The 26,174-nt window shown below is 69.8% G+C and carries 21 protein-coding genes; 11 read left to right on the forward strand and 10 right to left on the reverse strand.

The annotated features are described in order from the left end of the window. From OG828_RS36540 to OG828_RS36565, 6 genes are all read right to left on the reverse strand, one after another. On the reverse strand, window positions 1-1,785 hold the full coding sequence (locus tag OG828_RS36540) for a branched-chain amino acid ABC transporter permease (RefSeq protein WP_328441167.1): 1,785 nt from the start codon (window positions 1,783-1,785) through the stop codon (window positions 1-3). A gap of 5 nt (window positions 1,786-1,790) precedes the next feature. Further along, a complete protein-coding gene (locus OG828_RS36545; protein ID WP_328366486.1) occupies window positions 1,791-2,720 on the reverse strand; it encodes a branched-chain amino acid ABC transporter permease in 930 nt (309 codons plus the stop codon). Between the two features lie 131 nt (window positions 2,721-2,851). Then, entirely contained in the window at window positions 2,852-4,075 is a 1,224-nt protein-coding gene (locus OG828_RS36550) for a branched-chain amino acid ABC transporter substrate-binding protein (RefSeq protein ID WP_328372487.1), read from the reverse strand. 225 nt (window positions 4,076-4,300) lie between these two features. Next, window positions 4,301-4,981: a hypothetical protein gene (locus tag OG828_RS36555; RefSeq protein ID WP_328503575.1), complete on the reverse strand. Its 681-nt coding sequence runs from the start codon at window positions 4,979-4,981 to the stop codon at window positions 4,301-4,303. A gap of 62 nt (window positions 4,982-5,043) precedes the next feature. Beyond that, window positions 5,044-5,511 (reverse strand): PaaI family thioesterase, encoded by a 468-nt coding sequence (locus tag OG828_RS36560; protein ID WP_210576012.1) that lies wholly within the window; start codon window positions 5,509-5,511, stop codon window positions 5,044-5,046. 47 nt (window positions 5,512-5,558) lie between these two features. After that, window positions 5,559-7,838: an FdhF/YdeP family oxidoreductase gene (locus OG828_RS36565; RefSeq protein ID WP_328503576.1), complete on the reverse strand. Its 2,280-nt coding sequence runs from the start codon at window positions 7,836-7,838 to the stop codon at window positions 5,559-5,561. A 174-nt stretch (window positions 7,839-8,012) separates the two neighbouring features. Between OG828_RS36565 and polA the strand changes: the two genes are divergently transcribed. Then, window positions 8,013-10,739, forward strand: a complete 2,727-nt coding sequence (polA, locus tag OG828_RS36570; protein ID WP_328366495.1) for a DNA polymerase I — start codon at window positions 8,013-8,015, stop codon at window positions 10,737-10,739. A gap of 233 nt (window positions 10,740-10,972) precedes the next feature. Further along, complete coding sequence (locus OG828_RS36575; protein ID WP_328366497.1) at window positions 10,973-11,377, forward strand: hypothetical protein; 405 nt, start codon at window positions 10,973-10,975, stop codon at window positions 11,375-11,377. Here the strand turns inward: OG828_RS36575 and OG828_RS36580 are convergent. Further along, window positions 11,313-12,170, reverse strand: coding sequence for a DUF4184 family protein (locus tag OG828_RS36580; RefSeq protein ID WP_328503577.1), 858 nt, complete (start codon window positions 12,168-12,170; stop codon window positions 11,313-11,315). The two genes, OG828_RS36575 and OG828_RS36580, sit on opposite strands and share 65 nt — an antisense overlap. Window positions 12,171-12,487: 317 nt before the next feature. Here OG828_RS36580 and OG828_RS36585 point away from each other — a divergent pair, with 317 nt between their 5' ends. The 3 genes from OG828_RS36585 (at window position 12,488) to OG828_RS36595 (ending at window position 15,536) form a co-directional block, all read left to right on the forward strand. Then, window positions 12,488-14,218, forward strand: coding sequence for a lytic transglycosylase domain-containing protein (locus OG828_RS36585; protein ID WP_328503578.1), 1,731 nt, complete (start codon window positions 12,488-12,490; stop codon window positions 14,216-14,218). Between the two features lie 169 nt (window positions 14,219-14,387). Continuing rightward, window positions 14,388-14,522 (forward strand): SPW_0924 family protein, encoded by a 135-nt coding sequence (locus OG828_RS36590; protein WP_155055294.1) that lies wholly within the window; start codon window positions 14,388-14,390, stop codon window positions 14,520-14,522. A gap of 21 nt (window positions 14,523-14,543) precedes the next feature. Next, entirely contained in the window at window positions 14,544-15,536 is a 993-nt protein-coding gene (locus tag OG828_RS36595) for a DUF3068 domain-containing protein (protein WP_328366501.1), read from the forward strand. Here the strand turns inward: OG828_RS36595 and hrpB are convergent. Both hrpB and OG828_RS36605 read right to left on the reverse strand, forming a co-directional pair. Beyond that, the gene (gene hrpB, locus OG828_RS36600) at window positions 15,526-18,012 is read right to left on the reverse strand and encodes an ATP-dependent helicase HrpB (RefSeq protein ID WP_328503579.1); all 2,487 of its coding nucleotides are present in this window, start codon (window positions 18,010-18,012) and stop codon (window positions 15,526-15,528) included. The two genes, OG828_RS36595 and hrpB, sit on opposite strands and share 11 nt — an antisense overlap. A 4-nt stretch (window positions 18,013-18,016) precedes the next feature. Then, window positions 18,017-18,652 (reverse strand): class I SAM-dependent methyltransferase, encoded by a 636-nt coding sequence (locus OG828_RS36605; protein WP_443060225.1) that lies wholly within the window; start codon window positions 18,650-18,652, stop codon window positions 18,017-18,019. Window positions 18,653-19,194: 542 nt separating this feature from the next. Here OG828_RS36605 and rpsA point away from each other — a divergent pair. The 5 genes from rpsA (at window position 19,195) to OG828_RS36630 (ending at window position 24,780) form a co-directional block, all read left to right on the forward strand. Continuing rightward, complete coding sequence (gene rpsA, locus OG828_RS36610; RefSeq protein ID WP_210575955.1) at window positions 19,195-20,703, forward strand: 30S ribosomal protein S1; 1,509 nt, start codon at window positions 19,195-19,197, stop codon at window positions 20,701-20,703. A 332-nt stretch (window positions 20,704-21,035) separates the two neighbouring features. Further along, window positions 21,036-22,562 (forward strand): flavin monoamine oxidase family protein, encoded by a 1,527-nt coding sequence (locus OG828_RS36615; RefSeq protein WP_443062527.1) that lies wholly within the window; start codon window positions 21,036-21,038, stop codon window positions 22,560-22,562. A gap of 137 nt (window positions 22,563-22,699) precedes the next feature. Next, entirely contained in the window at window positions 22,700-23,638 is a 939-nt protein-coding gene (locus OG828_RS36620; RefSeq protein ID WP_328366517.1) for a PAC2 family protein, read from the forward strand. A 39-nt stretch (window positions 23,639-23,677) separates the two neighbouring features. Further along, complete coding sequence (coaE, locus tag OG828_RS36625) at window positions 23,678-24,283, forward strand: dephospho-CoA kinase (protein ID WP_328503581.1); 606 nt, start codon at window positions 23,678-23,680, stop codon at window positions 24,281-24,283. Window positions 24,284-24,399: 116 nt separating this feature from the next. Next, a complete protein-coding gene (locus OG828_RS36630; RefSeq protein ID WP_328366523.1) occupies window positions 24,400-24,780 on the forward strand; it encodes a tetratricopeptide repeat protein in 381 nt (126 codons plus the stop codon). A 15-nt stretch (window positions 24,781-24,795) separates the two neighbouring features. Here OG828_RS36630 and OG828_RS36635 read toward each other — a convergent pair whose 3' ends face one another. Next, window positions 24,796-25,104, reverse strand: a complete 309-nt coding sequence (locus tag OG828_RS36635) for a DUF6343 family protein (RefSeq protein WP_328366526.1) — start codon at window positions 25,102-25,104, stop codon at window positions 24,796-24,798. A 90-nt stretch (window positions 25,105-25,194) separates the two neighbouring features. Here OG828_RS36635 and OG828_RS36640 point away from each other — a divergent pair, with 90 nt between their 5' ends. After that, window positions 25,195-26,106 carry an acyltransferase domain-containing protein gene (locus tag OG828_RS36640; RefSeq protein ID WP_328366529.1) on the forward strand — a complete coding sequence of 304 codons (912 nt, stop codon included), beginning with the start codon at window positions 25,195-25,197 and terminating at the stop codon, window positions 26,104-26,106. Window positions 26,107-26,174: the final 68 nt, after the last annotated feature.

The raw sequence follows: 26,174 nt of genomic DNA on the forward strand, positions 1-26,174 counted from the left end.
TCACGCCCCCGTCTTGGTGACGGCGGCTGGTTCGCCGGTCAGTGTTGTGGTGTCTGGTACGTCGAGTTGGCCGGTCTCGTGGAATTCGAGCTGCTGGCGGCGGTTGGCGATGATGCCTTCTGGCCGGAAGCGCATCAGGAGGATGAGGGCGACGCCGAAGGCGAGCAGCGACTTGTCCTGGAGGAAGACGAGCTTCTCGGGGAGCAGGTAGAGCAGGGCGGCGCCGAGGATGGGGCCTGCGACTGTGCCCATGCCGCCGAGGACGACTGCTGCGAGGAGGAATGCCGAGTTCGGGGGTGTGGAGCCGGCGAACTGGTAGGGCGTCGGTACGACGCTGTAGGTGACGTGGGCGCTGACGGTGCCGGCGAGGCCGGCGAGGGCGGCGCCGAGGGCGAAGGCGATGAGTTTGACGCGGAAGCCGTTGATGCCCATGGCGGTGGCGGCGGTTTCGTCTTCGCGGATGGCGATCCAGGAGCGGCCGATGCGGGAGTCGGCGGCGCGGGTGTAGACGAGGACGACGATGGCCATGATGAGGACCATCAGCAGGTAGTAGTTGGCGAAGCGGCCGAGGGTGAAGCCGCCGATGTCGTGGGATTCGCCGAGGTTGAACCCGAAGAGCTTGAGGTCCGGGATGGACGGGATGCCGTTGGGTCCGTTGGTGATGTCGGGGCCGGAGTCGCCGTCCATGTTGTTGACGGCGATGCGGAAGATTTCTCCGAAGCCGAGGGTGACGATGGCGAGGTAGTCGCCGCGCAGTCGCAGGGTGGGGGCGCCGATGAGGACGCCGAAGACCAGTGATGCGGCGGCGCCGGTGAGGGCGGCGGCCCAGAAGGGGAACTGGACGCCGGAGAAGGTGGAGAACTCGGAGCCGGAGACGAGGGCGGCGGTGTAGGCGCCGACGCCGAGGAAGGCGACGTATCCGAGGTCGAGGAGTCCGGCGAGGCCGACGACGATGTTCAGGCCGAGGGCGACGGTCCCGAAGATCAGGATGTTGACGCCGATGTTGGCGTAGTGGTCGTCGGTCTGGGTGAAGGGGAACGCGATCGCGGCGACGAAGCCCATGGCGAGCGTGAAGCTGCGGTTGTGGGCGACGATGCGGGAGAAGCGGTCCATGAGGCCTGCGGTGTGCAGGGCCCAGACGGCGAAGACGGTGACGATGAGGTAGCCGACGAAGAGTTGGCCGTACTCGGTGTCGATGCCGTAGGTGAAGACGAAGAGGCCGAGGATGGTGACGACGGTGATGACGGCGCGTTCTGCCCATCCGCCGAGGGGCTGGGGGGCGGGGATGCCGTCGGGCTTGGCGAGGTACGCCTTGAGGTTTTCCTTGGTGTCGTCGGTGCGCTTCTCGGGGAGGGCGAAGGCGCCGATGACGGGCAGGAGGGAGGCGATGGCCGCGATCCAGCCGCCGGGTTCGAGGTTGACGACGCCGCCGAGTTCGACGGTGATCGCGATGACGGTGTACCAGGTGACGCCGAGGCCGCCGAGGGCGAGCAGGGCGAGGGGTGCGTTGTTGCGTCCTGGTACGAGCCAGCCGAGGCCTCGGATGCCGTAGGTGGCGAGGGCGAAGAGGGCGGTGAGGACGCCGGCGGTGAAGGTGAGCCACTGGAGGCCGCCGGGGTATCCGGTGATGGTGAGGTTGCCCGGGAATTCCTTGGTCCAGGTCCAGGCGAGGAAGGCGGATGCGGCGGTGGCGATGCCTCCGAGGAGGAGGAGCGCGCGGGCTGCCGCGAGGGGCAGGGGGATGAGTCCGCGGGTGGCGGGGGTGGTCTTGGTGATGTCGGTCATCGTGATCACGCCCTGTCCGCGACGCGTTCGCCTAGCAGGCCTTGTGGTCTGACGAGGAGCACGAGGATGAGGAGGGCGAAGGCCCAGACGTTGGCCCAGCTCTGGCCGCCGAGCTTGTCCATGCCGGGGATGCCGTCGATGTAGGCGGAGGCGAGGGTTTCGGCGACGCCGAGGACGAGGCCGCCGAGCATGGCGCCGTAGATGTTGCCGATGCCGCCGAGGACGGCTGCGGTGAAGGCCTTGAGGCCCATGAGGAAGCCCATGCGGTAGTCGATGTTGCCGTACTTGAGGCCGTAGGCGACGGCGGCGACCGCGGCGAAGAATCCGCCGATGGCGAAGGCGATGACGATGATCCGGTTGGTGTCGATGCCCATGAGCTGTGCGGTGTCCGGGTCCTGGGCGGTGGCCTGCATGGCGCGTCCGGTGCGGCTCTTGCGGACGAAGAAGGCCAGGGCGGACATGCACACGATGGCGGCCAGGATCAGGAAGATGTCGGCGTCCTTGATGGTGACGGAGCCGATGTCGTGGGTGGCGTCGAGGCCGGGGAAGGCGATGGTGCGGTCGGCGCCGGGGTAGAAGTTGCGGACGACTTCCTGGAGGGCCAGGGAGAGACCGATCGCGGTGATGAGCGGTGCCAGTCGTGGTGCTCCGCGCAGTGGTCGGTAGGCGAACCGTTCCGCTCCGACGGCGATGAGGATGGCGACGATTCCGCCGCCGATCAGCATCAGGGGCACGGCGATGGCCATCGCGGTGCCGTCGGGGAGGATGTAGAAGTAGACCGTGAAGGCGCCGAAGGCCCCGGTCATGAAGATCTCGCCGTGCGCGAAGTTGATGAGCTGGACGATGCCGTACACCATCGTGTAGCCGATGGCGATCAGCCCGTACATCGAGCCTAGGAGCAGCCCGTTGGCCAGCTGCTGCGGCAGGGTGTTCACCGCATGGCCTCCATGTCGCTGGTGGTCGTATGCACTGGTCGTGTGCAGGGGTGGGTGTGGCAAGGGCCGCGCGGTCGGGGTCCCCTTCCGCGCGGCCCGTGGTGTGTTGCTGTTGCTGCTGGGGGCCTGGGTCAGCCGAGGTCGGCGGTGCCGGTCTTGACGGCCTTCCACTCGCCGTTCTTGACCTGGTAGACGGTGAGCTGCTTGTTGGTGGTGTCGCCGTACTCGTCGAAGGAGAGCTTGCCGGTGAGGCCTTCGAAGTTGGTCTTCTGGACCTCGTCGACGACGGTGGTGCGCAGGTCGTTCATGTCCGAGGGGACCTCGCCGTCGTTGGCTTCGGCGGCTGCCTTCACGGCGTTGATGATGGCCATGGTGGCGTCGTAGGCGTAGGCGCCGTAGGCGCCGTAGTCACCCTTGTAGCCCTTGGCCTTGTAGGTCTCGATGAACGTCTTGGCGGCGGGCAGGGTGTCGGCGGGGACACCGATCGCGGTGACGAGGTCGCCCTCGGCCGAGGCGCCGGCGGCCTCGATGTAGGTGGAGGCGTACATTCCGTCGCCGCCGAAGAGCGGGATCTTGACTCCGCCGTCCTTCATCTGCTTGGTGATCAGCGCGGACTCGTCGTACTGGCCGCCGTAGTAGAGGAGGTCGGCGCCGGAGTTCTTGATCTTGGTGACGAGGGAGCCGAAGTCCTTGTCGCCGGTGTTGACGTGGTCGGTGGCGACCACGGTGCCGCCGAGCTTCTTGTACTGCTCGGCGAAGATCTTCGCGAGGCCGGCGCCGTAGGTCTGCTTGTCGTCGACGACGAAGACCTTCTTCTTCTTGAGGCCGTTGTACGCGTAGTCGGCGGCGTAGCTGCCCTGCAGTTCGTCGGTGGTGGCGGTGCGGAAGTAGGTCTTGTACGGCCGCTTCTTGTCCGTCTGCCAGTTCTTGCCCTGGGTCAGCTCGGGGTTGGTGTTCGCGGGGGAGATCTGGACCATGTTGGCCGAGGCGAACACCTGCTGCATCGACTGGGCGACACCGGAGTTCAGGGGGCCGACGGCGCCGACGGCGGTTTTGTCGCCGGTGATCGCGGTGGCGTTGGACTGGCCGGTGGCGGGCTGGGCCTTGTCGTCGAAGGCCTTCAGCTTGAAGGTGACACCGGGGACGGTCTTGTTCTTGTTGGCGTCGTCGACGGCTATCTGGGCGCCGTACTGGATGCCGAGACCGGTGGTGGAGTTCTCGCCGGACAGGGGGGCGTCCACGCCGATGGTCAGCGTCTTGCCGCTGTCGCTGCTGTCGCCGCCACTGTCGTCTCGGGAGCCGCAGGCGGTGAGCGTCAGAGCTCCGGTCGCGAGGACGGAGGTAAGTATCACCAAGGAACGTCGCACAATCAGTCCTTTCCGCAGTCACGTCCGCCCGGGTGGGGCGGCGGGTGCCGCGCTGGTACCGAACTCCCGATGGAGCGGTGACTGGCCGTGACTCTAAGCCCGGTTTGAGGGCGGCGGCATCGCCGTGCGCTGGCTTGTGACTTTCTTGTTATGACGTGCAGGTGTGCGCGCTTCGGTGGAGGGGACTGTTAACCCTTTTGGGTGACATCCCTGTCAGTCCACATTTTGAGAACTTGCACTTCCGGTTGGCCGTGCGGGCGGCTGCCGGTGTATCGGGGCGCAGGCGCCCCGAAGGAGCCGGGAAAGATCGTGGGAGTACGCGCCTCCGAAGATGAAACTGTGGTGTTGTATTGCGCGCGTGTTACGCAGCGTTACGTCGAGAAAGGGAAGGTCCGCATCGAGGGGCACTCCCGAACAGTCGGATACGGATATCTCGACGGCGATCCGGAGGGTTGTTCCGCCGGGCACGAGGAAGGAGGGCCAGGGCACGGCGTGTGCGGTGAGCCCGTCGAAGGCGGTGCCGGAGACCTCGAGGCTGACGGGCGGCCCGTGGTCGACGGTCACGGCGAACAGGAAACGGCCGCTGGTGGCCCCGGGTTTGTGGGGGGTGGCCAGTCCGAGGTAGCGCCAGGTGGTGACATTGGCGGGCCAGGGGACGGGGGTTTCCTGCGGCTTGGCGCGGTCTTCGGGCGTCAGGGCGGGCGGCACCAGAATTCCCGCCGCGACCAGGGCGATCGCCGCCGCGCCGAGGGCGGCTTTGCGGGTCTTGGGCGACAGCCGGGCCCAGCGCGCGCTCCAATGCTCCGCCAGCCGTGTCCGGTCGGAGCCGACGGTGGGGCAACTGTCCTCGGACCCCGGCGAGTCGACGGGCTCGACGGGGCCGATTCCGGTCATGAGGGCCGCCTCATGGGGAAACGGTAGGGGAGCCGGGGGCGGTTGCCCAGCCGAAAACCCGGTCAGGCCGCGGGCGTTGGGGCGTCCCGCAGCAGGCAGGTCAGCCGGGCGGTGCAGACCCGCCGTCCGTCTTCGTCACTGATGACGATCTCGTACGTCGCCGTGGAGCGTCCCCGGTGCAGGGGCGTGGCCACGCCGGTCACGAGTCCGGAGTGTGCGCCGCGGTGGTGGGTGCAGTTGAGGTCGACGCCGACGGCGATCTTGGAGCTGCCGGCGTGGAGCATGGAGCCGACGGAGCCGAGGGTCTCGGCGAGCACGGCGGACGCGCCGCCGTGCAGCAGTCCGTACGGCTGGGTGTTGCCCTCGACGGGCATGGTGCCGACGACGCGGTCCGCGGAGGCTTCGACGATCTCCACTCCCATGCGGGTGCCCAGGTGTCCGGCGGAGAACATGGCGACGAGGTCGACGCCGAGCGCGGCGTACTCGTCGATGACCTCTTGCGGGAACTTCGCGTGCTGCTGTTCGCCCATGGGGCCCGGCTCCGTTTCGTCGTCGGTCACATCTGCTGAGCAAACGCTCAGTCGGTCGCCGATTGTTCCAGACGTACGACGACGGACTTGCTGGCCGGGGTGTTGCTGGTGTCCGCGGTGGCGTCGAGGGGGACCAGGACGTTGGTCTCGGGGTAGTAGGCGGCCGCGCAGCCCCGCGCGGTCGGGTAGTGCACGACGCGGAAGCCGGGCGCGCGGCGCTCGACGCCGTCGCGCCATTCGCTGACCAGATCGACGTACGAGCCGTCCGGGATGCGGAGCGCGTGGGCGTCCTCGGGGTGGACGAGGACGACGCGGCGGCCGTTCTTGATGCCCCGGTAGCGGTCGTCGAGGCCGTAGATCGTGGTGTTGTACTGGTCGTGCGAGCGCAGCGTCTGCAGCAGCAGCCGTCCCTCGGGCAGCCGCGGGTACTCGACCGGCGCGGCGGTGAAGTTGGCCTTGCCGGTGGCCGTGGGGAAGCGGCGCTCGTCGCGCGGGGCGTGCGGCAGCGCGAAGCCTCCGGGGTGCGCCACGCGCGCGTTGAAGTCCTCGAAGCCGGGCACCACGCGCGCGATGCGGTCGCGGATCGTGGCGTAGTCCTTCTCGAACTCCTCCCAGGGCGTGCGGGACGCGTCGCCGAGGACGCGGCGGGCCAGGCGGCACACGATCGCCGGCTCGGACAGCAGATGCGTGCTCGCGGGCTCCAGCCGGCCGCGGGAGGCGTGCACCATGCCCATGGAGTCCTCGACGGTCACGAACTGCTCGCCGCTGCCCTGCAGATCCCGCTCGGTGCGCCCCAGGGTGGGCAGGATGAGTGCCCGGGCGCCCGTGACGGCGTGTGAGCGGTTGAGCTTCGTGGAGACGTGCACGGTCAGCCGGGCCCGTCGCATCGCCGCCTCGGTGACGTCGGTGTCGGGGGAGGCGGACACGAAGTTGCCGCCCATGGCGAAGAAGACCTTCGCCATGCCGTCGCGCATCGCGCGGATGGCTCGTACGACGTCGTAGCCGTGCTCGCGCGGGGGTGCGAAGCCGAACTCCTTCTCCAGGGCGTCCAGGAAGGCGGGGGCGGGGCGCTCGAAGATGCCCATGGTGCGGTCGCCCTGCACGTTCGAGTGGCCGCGCACCGGGCACACGCCCGCGCCGGGGCGGCCGATGTTGCCGCGCAGGAGCAGGAAGTTGACCACTTCGCGGATGGTCGGCACGGCGTGCTTGTGCTGGGTGAGGCCCATGGCCCAGCAGACGATGGTGCGCTCGGAGGCGAGGATCATCCGGAGGGCTTCGTCGATCTGCCGCTGCTCGAGACCGGTCGCGGTGAGCGTCTCGTCCCAGTCGGCGGCGCGGGCGGTCTCGGCGAACTCCTCGAAGCCGTGGGTGTGTTCGCGGACGAAGTCCTCGTCGACGGCGCCCTCGGTGTCGAGGATCAGCTTGTTGAGCAGGCGGAAGAGGGCTTGGTCGCCGCCGATGCGGATCTGCAGGAACAGATCGGTGAGCGTGGCGCCCTTGAGCATGCCCTGGGGGGTCTGCGGGTTCTTGAAGCGCTCCAGGCCCGCCTCGGGCAGCGGATTCACGCTGATGATCTTCGCGCCGTTGGCCTTGGCCTTCTCCAGGGCGGAGAGCATGCGCGGATGGTTGGTGCCGGGGTTCTGGCCGGCGACGATGATCAGGTCGGCCTGGTAGAGGTCTTCGAGCAGGACGCTGCCCTTGCCGACGCCGATCGTCTCGGACAGTGCCGAGCCGGACGACTCGTGGCACATGTTGGAGCAGTCCGGCAGGTTGTTCGTGCCGAACTGGCGGGCGAACAGCTGGTAGAGGAAGGCGGCCTCGTTGCTCGTGCGGCCGGAGGTGTAGAAGAGGGCCTCGTCGGGGGAGCCGAGGCTCTTCAGCTCCTCGGCGATGATGTCGAAGGCGCGGTCCCAGGTGACCGGCTCGTAGCGCTCTCCCCCTTCGGGGAGATACATGGGGTGCGTCAGCCGCCCCTGCTGGCCCAGCCAGTAGCCGGAGCGGGTGGCGAGGTCGGCGACCGTGTGCGCGGCGAAGAACTCCGGGGTGACCCGGCGCAGGGTGGCCTCCTCGGCGACCGCCTTCGCGCCGTTCTCACAGAACTCCGCCTTGTGCCGGTGGTCCGGCTCCGGCCAGGCGCAGCCCGGGCAGTCGAAGCCGTCCTTCTGATTGACGCGCAGCAGGGTCAGCGCGGTCCGCTTCACACCCATCTGCTGCTGGGCGACACGCAGGGTGTGCCCGATGGCCGGGAGCCCCGCCGCCGCGTGCTGCGGCTCGGCGACCTGCGGCGCGTCCTGAACCGGATCACCCTGGGGCGGCTTCGTTGCCATCGCACGCTCTCCTATACGACTGCTGCCACTGCGTGTGTGAGGTACATCTACGATCCTCGCACGCGCCGCCGACAACGCCTGCGGTCGGGCTTGTGGAGATCGCCGACGCCGGGTTTCGTCGGGACCGAAGCCACCGCGGTCCCGACTGTCAGTGGGGCGTGGCAGGATCGGGGCGTGGCAGAAACAGCATCGAAGAAGACCGACAGCACCCCCGGCGGCGACCGCCCGCGGCTGATGCTCATGGACGGGCACTCGCTGGCCTACCGCGCGTTCTTCGCGCTGCCCGCCGAGAACTTCACGACCGCGACGGGCCAGCCGACGAACGCGATCTACGGCTTCGCGTCGATGCTCGCCAACACGCTGCGCGACGAAGCGCCCACCCACTTCGCGGTGGCCTTCGACGTCTCCCGCAAGACGTGGCGCTCCGAGGAGTTCACGGAGTACAAGGCCAACCGCTCCAAGACCCCGGACGAGTTCAAGGGCCAGGTCGAGCTGATCGGCGAGCTGCTCGACGCGATGCACGCGCAGCGCTTCGCGGTGGACGGCTTCGAGGCGGACGACGTCATCGCCACCCTCGCGACCCAGGCCGAGGCCGACGGCTTCGACGTGCTGATCGTCACCGGCGACCGGGACTCCTTCCAGCTGGTCTCCGAGCACACCACGGTGCTGTATCCGACGAAGGGCGTCTCCGAGCTGACCCGGTTCACGCCGGAGAAGGTCTTCGAGAAGTACGGCCTGACGCCCGCGCAGTACCCCGACTTCGCGGCCCTGCGCGGCGACCCCTCTGACAACCTGCCGGGCATCCCGGGCGTCGGTGAGAAGACCGCCGCGAAGTGGATCAACCAGTTCGGTTCCTTCAAGGACCTGGTCGAGCGCGTCGAGGAGGTCAAGGGCAAGGCCGGGCAGAACCTGCGCGATCACCTGGAGGCGGTCAAGCTCAACCGCAGGCTCACCGAGCTGGAGCGGCAGGTGGAGCTGCCGAAGACCGTCACGGACCTCGAGCGGGCGCCGTACGACCGCAAGGCGGTCGCGATGGTGCTGGACACCCTGGAGATCCGCAACCCGTCGCTGCGTGAGCGCCTCTTCGCCGTCGACCCCGGCGCCGAGGAGGCCGAGACGACCCCGATCACCACGGACGGCGTCCAGCTGGACGGCAAGGTGCTCTCCACCGGCGAGCTCGCCCCGTGGCTGACGGAGCACGGCACCGACACACTGGGCGTCGCCACCGTCGACACCTGGGCGCTCGGCGCCGGCTCGGTCGCCGAGGTGGCCCTGGCGGCGCCCGGCGGAGCGGCCGCCTGGTTCGACCCCTCGCAGCTGGACGAGGCCGACGAGACGGCGTTCGCCGCCTGGCTGGCCGACGCGGGCCGCCCCAAGGTCTTCCACAACGCCAAGGGCGCGATGCGTGTCTTCGCCGAGCACGGCTGGACCGTCGACGGCGTCACCATGGACACCGCGCTCGCCGCCTACCTGGTCAAGCCGGGCCGCCGCTCCTTCGACCTGGACGCGCTGTCCCTGGAGTACCTCCACCGCGAGCTGGCTCCGGCCGCCGCGGCCGACGGTCAGCTCGCCTTCGGCACGGACGACGGCGCCGAGGCCGACGCCCTGATGGTCCAGGCCCGCGCGATCCTCGACCTCGGCGAGGCCTTCGGCGAGCGGCTCCAGGAAGTGGGCGCCGCGGACCTCCTGCGGGACATGGAACTGCCGACGTCCGCGCTGCTGGCCCGCATGGAGCGGCACGGCATCGCCGCCGACCGGGCCCACCTGGAGGCCATGGAGCAGATGTTCGCCGGCGCCGTGCAGCAGGCCGTGAAGGAGGCGCACGCGGCGGCCGGACACGAGTTCAACCTGGGCTCGCCCAAGCAGCTCCAAGAAGTCCTCTTCGGCGAGCTGGCCCTGCCCAAGACCAAGCGCACCAAGACCGGCTACACCACCGACGCCGACGCGCTGGCATGGCTCGCCGGCCAGACGGACAACGAACTGCCGGTGATCATGCTCCGCCACCGCGAGCAGGCCAAGCTGCGGGTCACCGTGGAGGGCCTGATCAAGACGGTCGCGGCGGACGGCCGTATCCACACCACCTTCAACCAGACGGTCGCGGCGACAGGCCGCCTGTCCTCGACCGACCCCAACCTCCAGAACATCCCGGTCCGTACCGACGAGGGCCGGGCCATCCGCCGGGGCTTCGTCGTCGGCGAGGGCTTCGAGTCCCTGATGACCGCGGACTACAGCCAGATCGAGCTGCGCGTGATGGCCCACCTCTCCGAGGACGAGGGCCTGATCGAGGCGTTCACCTCCGGCGAGGACCTGCACACCACGGCCGCGTCGCAGGTGTTCGCCGTCGAGCCCACCGCGGTCGACGCGGAGATGCGCCGCAAGATCAAGGCGATGTCGTACGGCCTGGCGTACGGCCTGTCCGCCTTCGGCCTCTCCCAGCAGCTGAACATCGACGCGGGCGAGGCCCGTGCCCTGATGGACGCGTACTTCGAGCGCTTCGGCGGCGTACGGGACTATCTGCGCCGCGCGGTCGACGAGGCACGGGCGACGGGCTACACGGCGACCCTCTTCGGGCGCCGCCGCTACCTCCCCGACCTCAACAGCGACAACCGCCAGCGCCGTGAGGCGGCCGAGCGGATGGCCCTCAACGCACCCATCCAGGGCACCGCCGCCGACATCGTCAAGATCGCCATGCTCAACGTGGACCGGGCCCTGCGCGAAGCCGACCTCACCTCCCGCATGCTCCTCCAGGTCCACGACGAAATCGTCCTGGAGATCGCCCCCGGCGAGCGCGCCGCCACAGAAGAACTGGTCCGCCACGAAATGGCCAACGCCGTCCACCTCAACGTCCCCCTGGGCGTCTCAGTGGGCGCAGGCCCGGACTGGGAGTCGGCAGCGCACTAGCCAACGGGGATTGAGCCAAGCGGGTGGGCTGTGCTGGCAGTGCTGTTAGGCGGCCGGGACTGCAACGCCTTAAGGGGCGCGGGGAACTGCGCGACCAGCCACAACCCACCCGCAGCCCCAACACAACGGCAACCCGGCAGACGCGAAGGAACCCGCCCAACCCCCAAAGGCCCCGTCACCCACGTGGCCCCCGCGAAAACGCCCCACCCCCACCAGCCCGTAAAGATGCCCGCATGGGTATACGCATGCTCAACCGCCGGACGGCATGGGCACTGGCGCAGGCGAACGCCGACGCGACCCCGCCCCCGCCGCCCCCACCGGTCCCGGTCTTCTCGGCCGCCGCAAGCACCGCCCGCATCCCCACCGACCTCCCGGCGGCCCTGCGCGGGGCGGCCACAAGGCTCCGGCACCGTTTCAGCGACAGCGAGCGGCCCGCCGTACAGCCGGGGCACACGCCCCACTGGCGCCTGTGGACCGACCTGGCCCGCAGCTACCTGGCCCTGGTCCTCTCCCGGCTGCCACGGTCACGCCCCGGGCAGACCGTCACCGTGTTCATCGCGACCGCGTCCACCGTCAGCGGGCGGCCGGACGGCTCCGGCTCCGCTCCGGAACCGCCGGGGACCCGCGCCACACCCTGACGCCGACGGCGTACAGCAGCAGCCCCAGCACCAGCCCGGCGCCGGCCCCGAAGCACAGGGTCGGAATCAGCTCCCAGGGCTCCGCCATGGACCCCCAGTACGCCCACCAGCCCACCGCCCGCTCCGCAGCGGCCACCCCCGCACACCCGCCGATCAGCGCACCCGCCACCCACCGGTCCCGCACCGACAGAGCAGGCACCCCGACCGGCTCGACGGGCTCCACCGGCTCGACCGACGGAGTCCGCCGCAGCGCGTACGCCACGAACACGGCGATCACGACAGCCGCGACCGCCGAGCCGCCGTACTGCAGGTACCAGTACAACGGCGAGCCGGCCACCTCCTCGCCCAGGACGGGAAACAGCCGCATCCCCCACCGGTCGAGATGCGTGAACGCGTCCCACACGACATGCGTCAGCGCGCCGAGCGCGGCGGAGACGTACCACCGCACCACCAGGGACAGCCGGACACGCGCGCGTGGCACCCCGCAGCGCGCCAACGAAGCCACCCTGGCCTGCCGTTTCCGCGGCAGCAGCGCCACCAGAGGCTCACGCATCAGCAGCCACAGCCCCACGAGGACCCAGGCGACCACCACATCGACGGTGAAGACGCCGCCGAACGAGTGGGTGACATCGCCGAATTCCATCGCCCCGGACAGGACACTCGCCGCGTAATAGGTCATGTCGGGCGCAAAGGAACCGGCCACGAGCACGGCGGGCACAAGCCGGCCGCGGCCGGTTCCGTCGGTGCGTACGGCGGGCAGCACGGCCGCCGCGTGGCTCAGCGTGAACGGCAACTGCATCCCTCGCGACGGACGTTGGCGGACCTGCCGGTCCCGTTGATCATCGACGTCCAGTATGCGGGATGACCGGCGCAGTCGTAGCGGCCCAACGAGATATGGCCAACCGGTTAAGACCCGGCTCGAACGGGTGCACGTGGAAAGCAAGTTGTCGTAGGGTCACCTGGGTCGGCATTCCCAGGGGCGTGACCGACCCCATCAACAGAACACCGGCGGGCCCCGCGAGGGCAACCGCGGCGGCGGGCCGATCGTCTCTCAGGGCGAGCACAGCAGTCGGAGAAGGGCGCGGAGCGCCCACGGGAGGGATTCACCTTATGGCGGCGCAATTCGGCAGGAGGCTGCGCGCAGGTGCGGCAACGACGGCCGCGGCCGCGTTGGCGGTCGCAGCGCTGTCCGCGTCCCAGGCGCCGGGCGTCACCGTCGACGACTCCGGCAGACGGACCGCCGGCGACGCCCAGTCCACCCCCGACGCGGACCCGCCTGCGGAGAGCGCGACCGGCAACTCGCCGTACTACACGGACCTGCCGCCGCTCAACACGCCCAGCCCCACGCCGACCATCGGCAGCCCCGCCGCCCGCGGCGCGGCGGAGGCAGGCATACCCGCCACCGTCCTCGACGCCTACAAGCAGGCGGCGGCGTCGCTCCGGGCGTCCAAGCCCGGCTGCAACCTGCCCTGGGAACTCCTCGCCGCCATCGGCAAGGTCGAGTCGGGCCAGGCCCGGGGCGGCCGCGTCAACTCCGCCGGCGACACCCTCTCGCCGATCCTCGGCCCGCAGCTCAACGGCAACGGCTTCGCGAACATCAGCGACACCGACGGCGGCGTGTACGACGGTGACAGCTCGTACGACCGTGCCGTCGGGCCCATGCAGTTCATCCCGTCCACCTGGTCGTGGGCGGGCCGCGACGGCAACGGCGACGGCGAGAAGAACCCGAACAACATCTACGACGCCGCGCTCGCCGCCGGCCACTACCTGTGCCGCTACGGCTGGGACCTGTCCACCGAGACCGACCTGAGCAGCGCGATCCTCAGCTACAACAACTCGCAGGACTACCTGAACCTGGTCCTGTCGTGGCTGGAGTACTACCGCAAGGGCACGCACGAGGTCCCGGACGGCACGGGCACGCTGCCGAGGGACCGCAGCGACACCGGCAACGGCGGGGCGAGCACCAGCCCCTCGCCCACACCGCCGCGCACGCCAGGCACGACCAGCCCGAGCCCGAAGCCCCCCGCGAACAATGACGGCGGCTCCGGGAGTCCGAGCCCCAAGCCGCCGTCGGAATCCCCGAGCGACCCGAACACCCCGGACCCGACCCCCACCGACACGGTGGACCGCCTGGAAGACGCGGGCACCGCAGACCTCACCGCGATGGCCGGCGACACGTTCATCCAGAAGATCAGCACCCGCGCCGAGACCGAGGACGGCGAGGCGGTCGGCAAGGTCAGGATCCGCTTCACGATCACCGGCGACACCGACGCCACCTTCACCGGCGGCGAGAACGTGGCCACGGTCGCCACCAACGCCTCCGGTGTCGCCGTCGCACCCGCGCTGAAGGCCGGTGAGAAGACGGGCGACTTCACCGTCCGCGCCACCGTCGTCGGCCGCACCGTCGGCGCCGTCAACTACACGGCGACCGTCACCGAACGAGTCGCCAGCGCCCTCACCCGCACCAGCGCAACCGCGCTGACCTGCCCGGCGGGCGGCGAGTTCGCCGAGCAGGTCGAGGTGAAGGCGACGTACCGGGGCGAGGCCGCGGACAAGGTCGCCGCCACCGCCACACTGATCAAGTCGGTGCTCGACCCGACCGAGAACGACAAGGGCCCCTACTTCAAGGACGCGAACGGCAAGACCGTACGCACCCTGACCGGTCTCAAGACCGACGGGAACGGGCTGCTGAAGCTGCCCAAGCTCTACGCGGACGACACCACCGGCACGTTCCTGCTCCGCATCGACACCGCGGGCGGGGCGACGCTCACGGTCATGCTGACCGTGGAGAAGGCCGCGGCGACGTCCTCACCGAGCCCGTCGGCGAGCCCCAGCGCGTAGCCCCTCGTACTCGATCCCACAACTTCACACAGCTTTCTACGACAACGACGGCGCCCCTTCGCCGAGGGGGCGCCGTCGTTGTGTGTGCAACGTGTTCTCATCTCGCCCGCCCGTTGCTACGGTGCCGGACCTGACGATGTATCAGTTCCGCCCGTCGGGAGGCGTCCCTATGCGCGCCCTGATCGCCGCCGCGACCGGTCTCGCCGTCGCGCTCGCCCTCGTGCTCACCATCACGGCGCTGGGCTCACCCACCGGCGAGACCTCCCCGAAGCCGCTCCTGACAACGGTGCCCGCACACCCCTGACCACCCGGGAGGGAGGCCGAGATGCGCCGCAAGGCCAGCCTGATCCTGCTCGCCCTCGCCGTGTTCTTCGCGGCGCTGTCCCCACTGCTGCGCTGGTACACCTTCCCGCGCCTGGCCAAGATCCCGCCCAACCAGTACCAGGACATGGTCCTCGAGGCGAAGGACGCGACCCTCCTCGACTACGGCACCATGCAGGCGCGCAAGGTCCCCAAGGTCACCATCGTGCAGACCCTCAAGGGCAACGTGGAGGAGTCCGAGAAGATCGAGAAGACCGCGGGCAAGGACGTCGTCGTCTGGGACGGGCTGTCCTACGTCGTCGGACCCGACGGCAAGATGGTCTCCAAGATCCCCGAGCGCTACATCTTCGACGCCCACACCCAGGAACCCGTCCACGCCACGGGCGAGATGGTCGACGGCGACCCGGTGCGCCGGGACGGCATCGAGTTCAAATGGCCGTTCATGACGGAGAAACGGGACTACGAGTACTTCGACGCGCAGGCGCGCGTGACGGCGCCGATCCACTACAAGGGGACGCAGGACTTCCGCGGCGTCGAGGTCTACTACTTCGAGCAGACCATTCCGTGGACGAAGGTGTCGATGCCCAAGACGATGCCGGTCCAGGGCATCACACCGGAATCGGTCGCCAAGACCGGCACCACCCGCTGGTACACCACCGTCCGCAAGTTCTGGGTCGAACCGCTGACCGGCGCCCCCGTCTACGGCGAGGAGATCCACAAGGAGGAACTCCGCGGCGGCACCCTGCTCGGCGACCGCGACAAGGTGACGGCGTTCGCCGGGCACGTGAAGATGCGCGAGGACTACATCGACTCCACCGTCGACCTGGTCAAGTCCAACCGCACCCTGGTCCTGCTGATGACGTCGTACCTGCCGTGGGGCTTCCTCTTCCTCGGCGCCCTGCTGCTGTCCCTCTCCCTCTACCTGGAGGCCCGCAGCCGCCGCCCCGCCGGCCCCGCGGGAGTGGAAACGGCGGCGCCTGAGCCGGTCAGCGCCTGAGCCGGGCGTTGGTGTGCCGGGTCGGCTCGGCGGTGGCCGGGTCCTCGGGCCACGGATGCTTCGGATACCGGCCGCGCAGCTCCGCCCGTACGCCCTTGTAGCCGTCCCGCCAGAAGGACGCGAGGTCGGCGGTGACGGCCGCGGGCCGGCCGGCGGGGGAGAGCAGATGCACGAGCACCGCCACACCGGCGAGGCTCGGCGACTCCTGGAGCCCGAACATCTCCTGCAACTTCACCGCGAGCACAGGCTGCTCGGGGTTGGCGTAGTCGATCCGGATTCTGGACCCACTGGGTACGGCGATCCGCTCGGGCGCGAGCTCGTCGAGCCGCGCGGCGTCACCTGAGGCCCAGGGCAGCAGCCGGGTAAGCGCGGCCCCGGCGTCGATACGAGCGAGATCCGCGCGCCGCCGCGCACGGCCAAGCTCCGGCTCCAACCACTCCTCCACGCGCGCGTGCAGCGTGTCATCGGAGACATCGGGCCACGGCTCACCGAGATGCAGCCGCAGAAAGGCGAGCCGCTGCCGCAGTACCTCGGCATCGGGGGACCAGCGCAACAGGCCGAACCCTTCCTGCCGCAGCCCGTCGAGAAGGGCATCGCGTACGAGGACGGGGTCGGGGCTCCTGAGCGGACGCACCGCCAGCTCGATCGCCCCGAGCCGCTCGACGCTCCGGGCGACGACGTCCCCGTCGGCCCAGTGCACCTCCTGGCCCTCGGAATACAGCGAGGCGGCAGCCGACCGTGCCCGGCCCTCGTCCACCACGGCGGCAAGCTGCACGCGCGCGTGCCCTTTGCCCACGGGCCGATCCGCCGCGGCAACGGCGATCCAGGCCGCACCCCGCAGCGCACTCCCCTCCCCGAGCTCGGCACGCGTCCCGGACGCCATGAGATAGGAGGCCCCGTCGGCCTTGGCGAGGCGCTCGGGGAACGCGAGGGCCGTGACCAGCCCGACAAGACGGTCATCGGAGTCACCGGCGGACGGCTGGGAAACCCCCTCCGAAGCGGCCCGAAGTCGCCGCACCTCCGTCCGCCACCGTCCCGCGTAGGCGTCACCGCCGCGCCGGGCGGTGCGCAGCGCGGCCACCAGATCATCCCCGTAGTCCCGTGGCACTTCCTCGGAGAGCAGCGCCACGACCTCCGCGCCCCCACCAGGGGCGTCCAGCAGGGCACGCCCCAGCCGCGGATGCAAGCCCAGCCGCGCCAACCGCCTCCCACGCTCCGTGGCCCGCCCGTGGGAGTCCACCGCTCCGATCGCTGACAGCACGGCCCGCGCCGCCGCCATCGCCCCACCCGGCGGAGGATCCAGCAGCGCCAGTCCGGAGGCCTCAGGATCGCCCCAGCACGCCGCCTGAAGGGCGAACGCCGTCAGGTCGGCCACCTTGATCTCCGGCGACGGGAAACGCGGCAGACGCGCGTCCTCGGCCTCCGCCCAACACCGGTAGACCGCCCCCGGCGCCTCACGCCCGGCACGCCCCGCCCGCTGCCGGCCGGCCGCCAGCGAGGCCCGTACCGTGGTCAGCGCGCTCAGCCCGCGCGCGTGATCGACCCGCGGCTCCCGGGCCAGCCCCGAGTCGACGACCACCCGCACGCCGGGAACCGTCAGAGAGGACTCGGCCACGGACGTCGTCAGCACCACCCGGCGCCGCACACCGGACGACAGCACGGCGTCCTGCACCGCCGCCGGTGCCCGCCCGTGCACCTGAAGCACCTCGACATCCCCCAGGCCGCCCAGCTGCCCGGCCACCCGCGCGATCTCCCCGACCCCCGGCAGGAAACACAGCACGTCCCCCGGCCGCTCGGCCAGCGCCCGCCGTACCACCGACGCCACATGGGCGAGCAGCGCCGGGTCGACCCGCATGCCGTGCGGCGGCCGCACCGGACGCACCGGTGGCGCCCACACCACCTCCACCGGATACGAGACCCCCTCGGCCTCGACCACCGGCGCCCCGCCGAGCAGCCGCGCCCACCCTTGCGCGTCGGTCGTCGCGGACGCGGCCACCAGCCGCAGCTCCGGCCGCAGCGTCTCCCGTACGTCCCACAGGAACGCCGCCACCGTGTCCGCGTCCAGATGCCGCTCATGGCACTCGTCGAGCACCACCACGTCCACGCCCGCCAGCTCCTGGTCGCGCTGCACCCGCTGCAACAGCACGCCGGTCGTGACGACCTCCACGCGCGCGTGCCGCCCCACGACCCGCTCCCCGCGCACGGTGTAGCCGACGCTCTCCCCGACCTTCTCGCCCAGCAGCCACGCCATGCGCCGCGCCGCCGCCCGCGCCGCGATCCGCCGCGGCTCGGCGACGATCACACGGCGTACGGGACCGTCCCCGAGCAGTCCGGACAGAGCGAGCGGCACGAGGGTCGTCTTGCCCGTGCCGGGCGGTGCCACGAGGACCGCGGTGCCGTGCGCGTCCAGGGCGCCGTCCAGTGCGGGCAGGGCGCCGCGTACGGGCAGCGCGTCCAGGGCGTCGTAACGGATCACGCACTCAGTCTCGTACGCACACGAAGATCGCCGTCCCCGGGATCAGGTTCCCGCGCAATGGCGACCAGCCGCCCCACTCCGAGGTGTTCCAGTCCGGCCACTCCGGTTCGACCAGATCCACCAGTCGCAGGCCCGCCGCGACGACGTCCCGGACGCGGTCGCCGAGGGTCCGGTGGTGTTCGACGTACACCGCGCGGCCGTCGTCGTCCTGCTCGACGTACGGAGTGCGGTCGAAGTAGGACGACGAGACGGTCAGCCCCTCGGGGCCGGGCTCGTCCGGGAAGGCCCAGCGGATCGGGTGCGTGACGGAGAAGACGAAACGGCCGCCGGGGCGCAGGACCCGGCGGATCTCCCGCAGGACAAGGACCGGGTCGGCGACGAACGGCAGCGCCCCGTACGCCGAGCACGCCAGGTCGAAGGAGGCGTCGGCGAAGGGGAGGGCGCCCGCGTCCGCCTGCACCAGCGGGAACGCCGTACCGATGCGCAGCGCGTGCTGGAGCTGGCGGTGGGAGAGGTCCAGGGCCACCGGGCGGGCACCCTGGGCGGCCAGCCAGCGCGCGCACTGGGCCGCGCCGGCGCCGATCTCCAGGACGTCCTTGCCCTTCAGCTCCTCCGGCGGACCGAGCAGCTCCGCCTCCACCTCGTCGAGGCCTTCGGGGCACCAGACGAAGCGGTCGTCCCCGAGAAACGTGCCGTGCTCGGTCTGGTATTCGTCCGCGTTGCGGTCCCACCAGCCCCGGTTTGCCCGGGTGCTCTCCGTGACTGAGGCGTCACGTCGGGTGGCTTCCGGCTCGAACGCTTCGGGCTCTTGGATGATCGGCTCCCTCGTCGTACTCTTCCGTCCAACCCCGCCGCGGTGGTGTCACGCGAGGGGCGCCTTGGGCCATGCGTGGCCTCAAGGGACACGTATTGTGCCGGGATTGCGGCGATCCGCCCCGGGTGTGCGCCTTCGCGCATTGACCCTGTCCGGCTGCCCCCGTATGCTACAAGTTGCGCTGCGGGCCTGCGCTCCTCAGACGTAGCAGGCTGCGCTCGCATCTGTTGTATGTCCCCTCGGTTGTCGAGGCGCCACCAGTGGTTTCGGTGGCGCTTCCTAGGCTGTCCGGCTTCTGCAGAGCGAAACGGGCTCCCGGCGTAAGCAGTACCTACGACTTCAATGTCCGTACCGGAGCCCTTTCCCACATGACGAGCAGCACCGAGACCACCGCCACCACCCCGCAGGTTGCGGTCAACGACATCGGTAACGAGGAAGCCTTCCTCGCCGCGATCGACGAGACGATCAAGTACTTCAACGACGGCGACATCGTCGACGGCGTCATCGTGAAGGTCGACCGGGACGAGGTCCTGCTCGACATCGGTTACAAGACCGAAGGCGTTATCCCGAGCCGCGAGCTCTCCATCAAGCACGACGTCGACCCCAATGAGGTCGTCGCCGTGGGCGATGAGATCGAGGCCCTTGTTCTCCAGAAGGAGGACAAGGAAGGCCGTCTGATCCTGTCCAAGAAGCGCGCTCAGTACGAGCGTGCCTGGGGCACGATCGAGAAGATCAAGGAAGAAGACGGCATCGTCACCGGTACCGTCATCGAGGTCGTCAAGGGTGGACTCATCCTCGACATCGGCCTCCGTGGCTTCCTGCCGGCCTCCCTCGTCGAGATGCGCCGCGTTCGCGACCTCCAGCCGTACGTGGGCAAGGAGCTCGAGGCCAAGATCATCGAGCTGGACAAGAACCGCAACAACGTGGTCCTGTCCCGCCGTGCCTGGCTGGAGCAGACCCAGTCCGAGGTCCGCCAGACGTTCCTCACGACCCTCCAGAAGGGGCAGGTCCGCTCCGGTGTGGTCTCCTCGATCGTCAACTTCGGTGCCTTCGTGGACCTGGGTGGCGTCGACGGTCTGGTCCACGTCTCCGAGCTGTCCTGGAAGCACATCGACCACCCCTCCGAGGTTGTCGAGGTCGGCCAGGAAGTCACCGTCGAGGTCCTCGACGTCGACATGGACCGCGAGCGTGTCTCCCTGTCGCTGAAGGCGACCCAGGAAGACCCGTGGCAGCAGTTCGCCCGCACCCACCAGATCGGCCAGGTCGTGCCCGGCAAGGTCACGAAGCTGGTTCCGTTCGGTGCGTTCGTCCGCGTGGACGAGGGCATCGAGGGTCTGGTCCACATCTCCGAGCTGGCCGAGCGCCACGTGGAGATCCCGGAGCAGGTCGTCCAGGTCAACGACGAGATCTTCGTCAAGGTCATCGACATCGACCTCGAGCGCCGTCGCATCAGCCTCTCGCTGAAGCAGGCCAACGAGTCCTTCGGCTCCGACCCGGCCTCGGTCGAGTTCGACCCGACGCTGTACGGCATGGCCGCGTCGTACGACGACCAGGGCAACTACATCTACCCCGAGGGCTTCGACCCCGAGACCAACGACTGGCTCGAGGGTTACGAGAAGCAGCGCGAGGAGTGGGAGCGCCAGTACGCCGAGGCGCAGCAGCGCTTCGAGCAGCACCAGCAGCAGGTCATCAAGTCCCGCGAGGCCGACGCCGCTGCCGCGGCCGAGGGCGGCGACACGGCGGGTGCGGCTCCGGCCGCGTCCGGTGGTGGCGGCGGCGGTTCGTACTCCTCCGAGGGCCCGGACAACTCCGGTGCGCTGGCCTCGGACGAGGCGCTTGCCGCGCTGCGGGAGAAGCTGGCGGGTGGGCAGAGCTGAACGCTCAACGCTGGCCGCTGAGGCATAGCGGTTAGTTTGAGGGGCCGTACCTTTCGAGGTGCGGTCCCTCAGTCTTGTGCGGTTGTTGTTCGGCTGCGGGGCGGTGGGGGCTGGTCGCGCAGTTCCCCGCGCCCCTGAGGCGTCTTCGCCACCTTTGTAGAAACGTGCGGGATACACGAGTAACTGATGGGCCGTAACCGGTCGTTGGGACGCTTCCCCGGTCATTCATGATCGGACAAGGGAGCCGGTATATGGCAGAGACTCAGTGCTCCTCCGGAACCAGTCGTCGCGCTTTCCTTCGCAACGTCGGTCTCACCAGCGGTGCCGGCACGATGCTTGCCACCATGGGGGCCCTCGGGCTCGCCCCCACCGCTCAGGCCGCTCAGCGGGAGCAGCCCTTTCGGGCGCTCAGTGCGGGGGACTTCACGCTCACCGGACGTGGCGCCGCGAAGGTCGTCATCGTCGGTGGGGGGATTGCCGGGCTGGCGGCCGCGTACGAACTCGGCAAGGCCGGCTACGACTGTACGGTGCTGGAGGCCAGGGAGCGCGCGGGCGGACGTAACTTCACTGTTCGCGGCGGGGACACCACCGTCGACCTCTACGACAACCGGCAGACCGCGCGCTTCGGTGACGGCGAGTACATGAACGCCGGGCCCGCTCGCATTCCGCAGTGGATGGTCACCCTCGACTACTGCCGTGAACTCGGCGTTCCCCTCGAGGTGTTCACCAACGTCAACGCCGATGCGTATCTCTACAACGAGTCCGCCGGGATGACCAAGCCGATGCGCTATCGCACGGCGAAGGCCGATGTCTACGGCTATGTCTCGGAGTTGCTCGCCAAGGCCACCAACAAGGGTGCTCTCGACAAGGAGTTGACGGCCACCGACCAGGAACGGCTGATCGAGTTCCTGGAGGACTGGGGGGAACTCGGCGACAAGCTGGCGTACGAGGGCGGCGAGCGCCGTGGGTACACCACCGTGCCCGCCGCGGCCGGGACGCCTGGTGTGCTGCTCGGGGACATTCCCAGCGCCTCCGAGGTGTTCGCCAGTGGTGTCGGGCGGTACTTCTCCTTCGAGTTCGGGTTCGACCAGGCCATGCTGATGTTCCAGCCGGTCGGTGGCATGGACCGGATTCCCAGGGCGCTGACCAAGGCGATCGGCGCGCATCGGGTGCGTACGGGGGCGGTCGTCTCGAAGATCACCGACACGGGCGGCGGGGTGTCCGTCGCGTATGCGCAAGGCGGGCGTACGAAGGTCGTCGAGGCCGACTTCTGCATCGCCGCGCTGCCGCCCAACATCCTTGCCAAGGTGCCGCACAACCTGGGCGCCGGAGTGCAGTCCGCGCTGAAGGCGATCACGCCGTCGTCGGCGGCGAAGATCGGGCTGGAGTACAGGTCCCGTTGGTGGGAACTGGACCACCGCATCTACGGCGGCATCACCGAGACCGACCAGGACGTCAGCCACATCTGGCATCCCTCGTACGGCTTCCACCGCGAACGCGGCATCGTCATCGGCTACTACAACTACGGCGACGACGCCGACGCGTACGCGAAGCTCAGCCCCAAGGAGCGCGAGGCGCGCGCGGTGGCCGCGGGCGTGAAGATCTACGGCGAGAAGTACCGCACCGAACTCGCCTCCTCCTTCTCGCACCACTGGCGGCAGACACCCCACCTGGAGGCCGCCTGGCACGACACGCCCGGCGGACCCGACGACGTCCGCTACAAGCCGTTGAACGAGCCCACCGGCCGCGTCTACTTCGCCGGCGACTGGCTCAGCTACACCGACGCCTGGCAGCACGGCGCGTTCACGTCCGCCCGGAAAGCCGTAACAGCCCTCCACGCGCGCGTGCTGTCCTCGTGAACCACTGGGACGGCGCTCGACCCGGCCGGCAGTGCCGCATGAAAACGCGATGAGACAGGCCTGATCAGGGACACGGGTGGGAATGCCCGTGTCCTGGGCTGTGTTGTGCAGTACGAACACGAGGAGGAGCGGTCACAGTGCTTGATCCGCAGGGTTTGTACGCATGGGAGCCGAAAGGCCTGGCCGTCGTCGACGTGGCGCTGGCACAGGAGTCGGCCGGCCTTGTCATGCTCTACCACTTCGACGGTTACATCGACGCGGGCGAAACCGGCGACCAGATCGTCGACCGGCTCCTCGACTCGCTGCCCCACCAGGTCGTCGCCCGCTTCGACCACGACCGGCTCGTGGACTACCGTGCCCGCCGGCCGCTGCTGACCTTCCAGCGCGACCGGTGGACCGACTACGACGTGCCCGGCATCGAGGTGCGGCTCGTCCAGGACGCTACGGGCGCGCCTTTCCTGCTGCTGTCCGGCCCCGAGCCGGACGTGGAGTGGGAGCGCTTCGCCGCGGCCGTGCAGCAGATCGTGAAGCGCCTCGGCGTGCGACTGGCCGTGAACTTCCACGGCATCCCCATGGGCGTCCCGCACACCCGCCCCGTCGGCCTCACCCCGCACGGCAGCCGCACCGATCTGGTCCCCGGTCACACCAGCCCGTTCGAGGAGGCACAGGTGCCGGGCAGCGCCGAGGCGCTGCTGGAGTACCGCCTCATGGAAGCCGGACACGAGGTCCTGGGCGTCGCGGCGCACGTGCCGCACTACATCGCGCGTTCCCCGTACCCGGACGCCGCGCTGACCGTCCTGGAGGCCATCACGGGAGCGACCGGACTGGTCCTCCCCAGCATCGCCCACTCCCTGCGCACGGACGCCTACCGTACGCAGACGGAGATCGACCGGCAGATCCAGGAGGGCGACGAGGAACTGGTCGCCCTCGTCCAGGGCCTGGAGCACCAGTACGACGCCGCCGCGGGCGCCGAAACGCGGGGCAACATGCTCGCCGAACCCATGGACATCCCTTCGGCGGACGAGATCGGGCAGGAGTTCGAGCGCTTCCTGGCGGAGCGGGAGGGCGACACCTGACCGGGTGCCCTGTCAGTGGCAGGCCCTAAGCTGCCGGTCATGCTGAAAGTGGGCCTGACCGGTGGCATCGGCGCCGGCAAGAGCGAGGTGTCACGGCTGCTCGTGGAGCAGGGTGCCGTCCTCATCGACGCGGACCGTATCGCGCGCGAGGTCGTCGCGCCGGGAACTCCCGGACTCGCGGCGGTCGTCGAGGCCTTCGGCACGGAGGTGCTCGCCGCGGACGGCAGCCTGGACCGGCCCAAGCTGGGCTCCATCGTCTTCGCCGACCCCGACAAGCTGGCCGTGCTGAACGGGATCGTGCACCCTCTGGTGGGCGCGCGCTCCCGTGAACTCGAAAGCGCCGCCGCCGAGGACGCCGTGGTCGTCCACGACGTCCCGCTCCTCGCGGAGAACGGCCTCGCGCCGCTGTACGACGTCGTGCTCGTCGTCGACGCGAGCCCCGAGACCCAGCTCGACCGGCTGGTCCGGCTGCGCGGCATGACGGAGCAGGACGCACGCGCGCGTATGGCCGCGCAGGCCACCCGGGAGAAGCGCGTGGAGATCGCGGACATCGTCATCGACAACGACGTACCGTTGGAAGAGCTTCAGGCACGCGTGCGCGAGGTCTGGACGGATCTCGTCGGACGGGCGCAGGCGTCGCGGTAGCCGCCCTGCGCAGGACGTTTCGGCGATCGTCGCGCCAGGGCGCCGCTCGGTGACGACCACGGAATCGCGGCCCCGTTGCGGGCGTTGAACCCGTTGAGTGAGGGAAGGACTGTGCCGTGCCCGAGACCAGCGGATCGACCGGACGTACTCCGGAGACCCATGTCATCGACTTCCGTGCCGCCGAGCATCTGCTCGCCGCACGGGACCCGCGGGGCGCGGTGAAACTGCTCGACCCGGTGATCGCGGCGCACCCGGAGAACACCGCCGCACGGCTGCTCCGCGCGCGTGCCTTCTTCGCGGCCGCGCAACTGCGACCTGCCGAGTTGGAGTTCACCATCGTCCTGGAGCGCGAACCGGACAACGCGTTCGCGCACTTCGCCCTCGCCCGCACCTATGAGCGCCAGGCGCGGCACGACGAGGCCAAACGCCACTTCCGGCTCGCGGCCGCCCTGGACCCGAACCCGGAGTACATCAAGGCGGCACGCTTCGACGGATGAGCGCCCGGCAGCCGGTCATGGGGGCTGCCGGCCCGGCGGGCGCCGCTGGTGCGGTCGGGTCGGGTACTGCTGGTCCGGCGGTCGGTACGGCGGGATGTCGCGGCCCGGCTGGTAGTGCGGGCCCTGGCGGATGTGCCGGAGGATCAGCGCCATGTCGACGGTGATCACCAGCCACAGCACCCCGCAGGCGATCGCCCACCCCGGGCGTCCGGCGAGCGCGAAAGCGATGGTGCCGAAGACCGCCCAGACCAGGCCCCACACGCTCAGCCAGAAGCGCGCCCGCAGTGCACTGCGCGCGGTCGCCGGTTCACTGCCCGTACGCATCGGGATCACTACTCCTGTCTGCAACGTACTCCTCGGTACGGACGTTCACCAAAGAGCTCATCAGCTGCCCGAGGAGGGGGAGACCACACCGTGCTGCCGGACACCGACGCGTTGCCCGAGATCCTGCTCGACCTTGCGGTACCCCACGAGGACATCAACGAACTGGTCCGCCTGCGGCGCACACTGACCGCCGACGCGGGGGCGATGCGGCTCCTGGAGGAGTGCGCCAGGGGACTGGTGCGCGACATCGGGGAGATCCTCGAGTACGGCGAGGGGCTGCAGCTGGGCGAGCGGGTCGCCGAGGCGCCCGCAGCGCTGGGCCGCTACTTCGCCGCGTACGTGCTCGTCGCGGCGCTTCCGCACACGCGCGCGTACCACCGCGCACGCGGTATTCCCGCCGACATCTCCCGGCGCACTCTCGCCGACCTCGGGCGGAACATGGCCATCCACCGCAGACGGCACGGGAGGGGAGGCGTGCAGTCCCCGCAGTGGCTCACCCTTCACTTCCGCGGCGAGCTGTACCAGTTGGGACGGCTCCAGTTCCAACGGGCGCGGCTCTGGCGGCGCGCGGCGTCGGAGCTCGCGTCCGCGGGGATGGACGCGACCGCCGGCATGCCCTGTCTGGACATCCACATCCCCGAATTCCTCGGCCCGCTGTCCCCGGACGCCTGTGACCGCTCGGTGGCGCTGGCCCGCGAGTTCTTCGCGGAGCACTACCCCGAGGAGGAGTACCGGGCTGTGATGTGCCACTCCTGGCTGCTGGACCCGCAGTTGAAGCAGTACCTCACCGCCGACTCCAACATCGTCCGGTTCCAGGAGCGGTTCCGGATCGCCCGCCAGGACACCGAGCCCGCCGACACGGAACCGGTCCAGTTCGTGTTCGGGAACCCGGAGTTGCCGGTGGAGAGGCTGCCGCGGCGCACGTCGGTGGAGCGGGCGGTCGGAGATCATCTGCGGGCGGGCGGGCACTGGTACATCGGTCACGGGTGGTTTCCGTTGTGAGCGGGGCTCATCGAGGGGGCTATAGCTCGAACGGGTGAACCCCGGCGGCGTGGGAACGGCCGTGCGGA

The sequence above is a fragment of the Streptomyces sp. NBC_00457 genome, assembly GCF_036014015.1.
Lineage (GTDB): Bacteria > Actinomycetota > Actinomycetes > Streptomycetales > Streptomycetaceae > Streptomyces.